Source organism: Microcoleus sp. C2D2 (genome assembly GCF_036702495.1).
Classification (GTDB): Bacteria; Cyanobacteriota; Cyanobacteriia; order Cyanobacteriales; family Microcoleaceae; genus Microcoleus.
The window spans coordinates 1-5,133 of sequence record NZ_JAUBTO010000281.1; the positions used below are offsets into that span (position 1 = coordinate 1).

The 5,133-nt window shown below is 46.7% G+C and carries 7 protein-coding genes and 2 pseudogenes; 3 read left to right on the plus strand and 6 right to left on the minus strand.

Going from position 1 to position 5,133, the window contains the following annotated elements; translation table 11 throughout:
* From QUB61_RS37745 to QUB61_RS37770, 6 genes and pseudogenes are all read right to left on the minus strand, one after another.
* Positions 1–1,532 (minus strand): annotated as a pseudogene (locus tag QUB61_RS37745) (type IV secretory system conjugative DNA transfer family protein); the annotation flags it as partial.
* Positions 1,519–1,986, minus strand: coding sequence for a hypothetical protein (locus QUB61_RS37750; protein ID WP_333136364.1), 468 nt, complete (start codon positions 1,984–1,986; stop codon positions 1,519–1,521). The gene QUB61_RS37750 and the pseudogene QUB61_RS37745, both read right to left, overlap by 14 nt.
* A 36-nt stretch (positions 1,987–2,022) precedes the next feature.
* Positions 2,023–2,688, minus strand: coding sequence for a hypothetical protein (locus tag QUB61_RS37755; RefSeq protein WP_333136365.1), 666 nt, complete (start codon positions 2,686–2,688; stop codon positions 2,023–2,025).
* A gap of 72 nt (positions 2,689–2,760) precedes the next feature.
* Positions 2,761–2,934 carry a hypothetical protein gene (locus tag QUB61_RS37760; protein ID WP_333136367.1) on the minus strand — a complete coding sequence of 58 codons (174 nt, stop codon included), beginning with the start codon at positions 2,932–2,934 and terminating at the stop codon, positions 2,761–2,763.
* 2 nt (positions 2,935–2,936) lie between these two features.
* On the minus strand, positions 2,937–3,113 hold the full coding sequence (locus QUB61_RS37765) for a hypothetical protein (RefSeq protein WP_333136369.1): 177 nt from the start codon (positions 3,111–3,113) through the stop codon (positions 2,937–2,939).
* The gene (locus QUB61_RS37770) at positions 3,113–3,739 is read right to left on the minus strand and encodes a hypothetical protein (protein ID WP_333136371.1); all 627 of its coding nucleotides are present in this window, start codon (positions 3,737–3,739) and stop codon (positions 3,113–3,115) included. Before QUB61_RS37770 ends, QUB61_RS37765 begins: the two co-directional genes overlap by 1 nt.
* A 215-nt stretch (positions 3,740–3,954) precedes the next feature.
* Between QUB61_RS37770 and QUB61_RS37775 the strand changes: the two genes are divergently transcribed.
* From QUB61_RS37775 to QUB61_RS37785, 3 genes and pseudogenes are all read left to right on the plus strand, one after another.
* Positions 3,955–4,242 carry a plasmid partition protein ParG gene (locus QUB61_RS37775; protein WP_333136375.1) on the plus strand — a complete coding sequence of 96 codons (288 nt, stop codon included), beginning with the start codon at positions 3,955–3,957 and terminating at the stop codon, positions 4,240–4,242.
* A gap of 69 nt (positions 4,243–4,311) precedes the next feature.
* Positions 4,312–4,485 (plus strand): ribbon-helix-helix protein, CopG family, encoded by a 174-nt coding sequence (locus QUB61_RS37780; protein WP_333136373.1) that lies wholly within the window; start codon positions 4,312–4,314, stop codon positions 4,483–4,485.
* 145 nt (positions 4,486–4,630) lie between these two features.
* Positions 4,631–5,133, plus strand: a pseudogene (locus QUB61_RS37785) (hypothetical protein); the annotation flags it as partial.

The following is a 5,133-nucleotide window of genomic DNA, read 5'->3' on the forward strand; positions in this document are numbered from 1 at the left end:
CGCCCGCCACGAGAAACACCCCAAAGTATCCAAATTGTTTTTTTGAGTCCTAATTGTTGCTCGATAACAAGCTTTGCAAGTTCAAGTTTTTCTTCGTGTTCCAGAGGCGAATCAGGAGCAAAAACTGGCGTTTGGTGTGTTCCCGCTAAGATTTCAGCCAACATCGCAGAAAGGCGTTCCGGTCGTGTATTCCTTGTTCCGTCTAGTGTTCCAGGTTCGGGCGATGCTGTTTCTGGAACATCTGCGGGCGTTCCGGCTTGTTCCGTGGTGTCAGGATTTGGAGCAGTCGGAACACTGTTCTGAAGCCTAGCAATAGGGTCTAAGTAGCTACTATCTTGCTTGGTCGGTTGATGATTATTTGGGTCAGAAAGTCTGGGAACTTGCAGAATGAAACGCTTATTTAATGGCATCCCAGGCAGCTTAATTACGGCTTCATACCGTGGCACTGCATCACCAGTTTTGGGGCATTGTTGACCAAGCAATTCGACTTCTAGCAACGCTTCATCACGTAGTTTTGCCATTCCCGCAGCATTAGCCAATCCTGCCATTGTGCGGGTGTGACTCACTATCAAACCGAACATTTTAGCTTTGCGGATATCTGATAAGGCAGACTGGAAAAACTCACCCGCAGCACTGCATCTGCCTGCCCAATTGGTAAATTCATCACAGCACAAAGTCAGTGGTTGAAATGTCGGGTTAGGTTGAGATTCAATGATTTTATAACGTCGCCGGACTTCATTCGCAAACCATTCAAGCTTGGCATCAATGGCAGCGTAATCCATCCCGCCGCCGACAACTTCACACCCAGCCCAAGCGCCATAGGCTGCGTGGGGGTCGCAGATGATAACCTTGTGTCCAGCTTCAAGTCTGCGTTTAACTTCCTGTTCGGCAAAGGTAGTTTTTCCGCTTCCCGGTGCGCCGTAGATGAGTACGCTCGGGTAGTTTGTCAACACGGGCATTTTGGGCCCGGTAGTCTGATCGGGCAGTTCTGGTGTAGTTGCTACTGAATCCACCTTGTCACCAGGATTTGAGATAGATTCAAGTGTCGCCGTGCCTGTTAAAAGTGGCTGCTGGCTTGGGTCAATCCCCAGCGACTCAAGATAGGCTTGCTCTATCTCACCCTCGAACGCTACCTCGTCCGCATCTGCCAGCTTTTTATATCTGTTAGCCAAGGTGCTCATTTGATAAGCACTTTCAGCAGCAAAACCGAACTCATAAGCCTTATTTTGATATTGCTTGATTCGTTGTCGAATTGGCTCCTGTTCCCCTTCCTTGCGGGCGATTAGCATAACCGTCACCATTCCGCCAGTAGCTAATAAAGAAAGGAGAATCTTGACACCACCAAAACCACGCTCAATCCCTTTAAATTCAGCTTTGGGAGGTACAAGCCAAGCCGGACGGGACTCTATTCTGTTGCCAAGCTTAAATTCGATTTGGTCATTGAATGGAAGCGCCACAGCGCCCGCAAAACCTGCAATTCCTAAGCTCAAAAGAGAGGATACAATCAACTGACTCTTATTACTTACTAACATTCAATTTGCTCCAAATTTGTACGCCAACAAAACCGAGTGTTACTACTGTTACTACAAAGCCAAAAATCAACAGTTGAGAGTTTGCCACAATCCACGCTAACCAGGCATCCCAGTTAGCTGATAACAGTGCCGTGCCGACTGCAATTAAGATTAGTTGGCTGCGTAATTTTGCAGAGCCATCGGCGGTCAATGTATGCACTAGCAAGCCCAAGCCAGCAGCTGGGATGAGGATAACAGCAGCCGGAATTAGCGCCGGAATTGCGCGCACGATAAGACTCGCAGACAGACCCGCGCCGAAGTAACTGCCGAATTCGCCCCAGTTTCCTGTTAACAACCAAAACCTTTCAATGTTTGTAATCTCTTGCTTTGCAGGTTGATTTTGATTTTCACTTTCTGAAAAGTTGCAGACATTCAAGTAATCAAATTCTGAAGCGTCAAATTCCGAGATAGTCATGAAAAAAAGGCGGGATTTTACCCGCCCAATAAACTACTATTTACGTCCTGAGAAAAAGTCAAACAAACCACCTAAGAAGCCTTTGTCATTGTTGCTCATAGATGAACTGTTGCCACCGCCAGAACCGCCTGGCACAGCAGGTATGGGGTCAAAGTCTTTGGCGTTGATATAGTTGTTAAACGCCGACCGCTTCGCCTGCATTGCTATTGCTTGCTGAGGTGATGCTTGAATCGCTTTTAAGCTTTGTTGGAAACCATTCTGCTGAATCTGTCCCTTGGCTGTATGGTTCGCTTTAATCAACAATAAGCGCTGGCGGAAATCTGCGTTTTGCAGAGTTTTGGTGCTGGCACCTTGCACTTTCACCAGACCCAATTCGTGCTGCAATTGCTGGCTTAGATTAACGATGTGCTGGTCATGTTTGGCACCAGCAACAATTGCTTTCGAGACGTATTTATCAATCTGTGCTTTGTCAGTTAAACCATTTTCAATGGCTTCTAAAGTTAGCCTTTCAAGTTCGACTTTGTTAGCACGAATTTTTGCATCGTGCCTGTTGTAGGCGGTTCGCAGTTGTTTTTGAAGGTCAAGCACTTTTGCTTGGCGGGCTGCTTCATGCACCATCTCCGGCGTAAGGGGCCCAGAGTGATAATTGAATTCGCGGGCTACGTGTGCAGCGCCAGGTGTTTGAGCGACTCGAAATTGCATATAATGCTCCTAGTACAGTTTTAGTGCTAATCTCCCCTTTTAACGGGGAGATTTTGTGCAAGGGCTCGCAGTCTACTTTTCCAGGGGAAACTGCGAGTCTTTGTCTGTTGATAGCAGAGAAGAATCTTTGGGAAAGTTGACTAACCAAACATTAATATCCCCTCGGTCTTTCAGGTTTGCAAAACTTTTGTCGCCGATGCGTTTAACAACTTTTGCAGGCAGTAAATTCAAAAGTGATTTAAGCATTGTTAGTCCCTCAAGCTGTTAATTTGACCAACTACTGTAATCGCTACAGCATCCGCTACACCTTCATCTCGTAACTGTAATGCAGCAGCCTGCAAGGCTTCCTGGGGGCGGGTTCCCACAACATTAAAGGTTCGAGTTGTATTGCATTCCCGCTGCACTTTCACTTTAAAAAAGCTCATTATTCCGCTCCCAGCTTCATTGATCGCAGTTGCGCCAGAACTTCAGCTTGTGCTTTTTGCTCGGCTTGAAATACTGCCAAAGCTCTAGCAGCGCCCCGGTTTTGTGCAGCATTTATTTCAGCATTGTCCAAGTCAGCATCACGTTGTTGCGCTGCCTTATTTTCAGTTGCGATTTGTTCTAAAAGTTGCCTCACGTTTTGATTCAAAGAGGCGGAATTAGAAGTCGCGCTTTGGTTCAGTTCGGCAATCCGGCGGTCGAGGGCTGGGGTGTACTCACTAATTGTCAGTGCTCCGGCTGGGCTGGCAGAAGGTGCGGCCGATGCGCTTTCTACCAGTTTGCGGAGTTCGCTGAGTTTCTGGGAGTTCAGCAGTTTAATAGCTTTGAGAGCAGTTTCGGAGTATTGGGTGGCTCGTGCAGCGCCCCGGCGTAAGGTTTTGATGTCGAGCCCGTAGATGCTCACGAGCTTGGAAATCGATTGTTGCAGTCCGGCTTTAGACAACCGCAGCAGCCCCTGAATCTGCAAAGCTGAGTACCATTGCTCAGTCTCCTCTAGCTCCTCTGGCTCGACAAAATTATCGATTGGCTCGGACTCAACGTCAATCACAGCAAGATTTTCGGGTTCCATAATTCAACCTGTTCTAAAAACGATACGTATCGATAAAAACGATTTCTATCGATAGGTGATACTATAGCACAATAGCACACTAATGCAACAGCACAGTAGTCATCCAAACAAAAAATGTTTATAGCAATGCGAGAATAAGGAGGAAAACCCCTGAGACTTGGCTTGTGTCTGAAGCTGAAACCCCTGTATTTATTAGGAGCCGCGTCCCGGAATCCGTGAGAGCACGTTTTAAAGCAGCGTGTGCTTTACAGAGCCGGGATATGTCTGAAGTATTGGAAGAGTTGATAATGCAGTGGTTAAAGGAAAATGAACCCATTCTCCCGCCAACCACAACAAATAAAAGGAGGAAGACAAGCACTGAAGAGGCTCTATTTAGGGCTTCTAGGTTCGTTGACGAACCGGACAGAGATAATCTAATCCCATCCGAAGATTTACCCGCAGAAACAAAAAAACCTGCATCCGCAAAAGCAAAACAGGGCAAGGGTTCTGCAAAGTCTAGTTAATTTTTGGGAAATTTGATTTTTGTGACACGAATCTGGTGACACTATACGCAGGGAGACAAGAGGCGAATAATGAAGAAGCCAAACAAACAACATTTAACAGCGCGGATAAACCCAAATCTTTACAGCTTGCTAGAAGGACGGCGAGATATGCAGGGAATCTCTCGTAGCACCCTAATCGAGCGGGCTATCGAATTGTATTTGTCCCTCGACAATTCTGAATCTTGCCAACAAAAAAGCGCTTAATCCTTAAGGCTTAGCGCTTTCTTGCAATTTCTATATTTACCCGAATTCTGTTGCTGATCCGGCAAAGATATCAACAAGATTCGGAACCCGCAAACCCGCTTCAGAGGCGGATTCTTTCACACTTTAACAATGTGTGAATACCATCATGGCACATATTCCAGAAAATAACAATTTCAACAAATCTGCATCCCCTCTACCAGAGGATGCACCAAACACACAACCTGACTCAATTATAGCAGTATCCCCCCCTCAAGAGCAAGGAAATTTGGAGTTAGGGGGGACTCTATGCAGCATCGGCGAAAAATTCCTCACCCCCGAACATGAAGCCCACATCGCAGGCAGAGGTTTACTCAATCCCTGGGCTCGTGCCTGCTGCCACAGCGCCAGTATCGCCCAAGCTTCACATTATTTGGGGTATTCAGTAAAATCGGCGGGCATCCTATTTATCGGGCAAAATGGGCAGTTTCAATTGCGAGCTAATGTTGCACAGAAAAGACCAGGAAGAAAGAAGCCAGTATCGTATCTTACCCCAAGCGGAGAATTTGACGCTTTCCTCCCCCCATCCCCCGACAACCCGCTCTACTGGGAGATTGAAGCCCTAAAGCGAGAAGCTTTTTATATCAATGATGTGCCTTATATTCTCCTTAC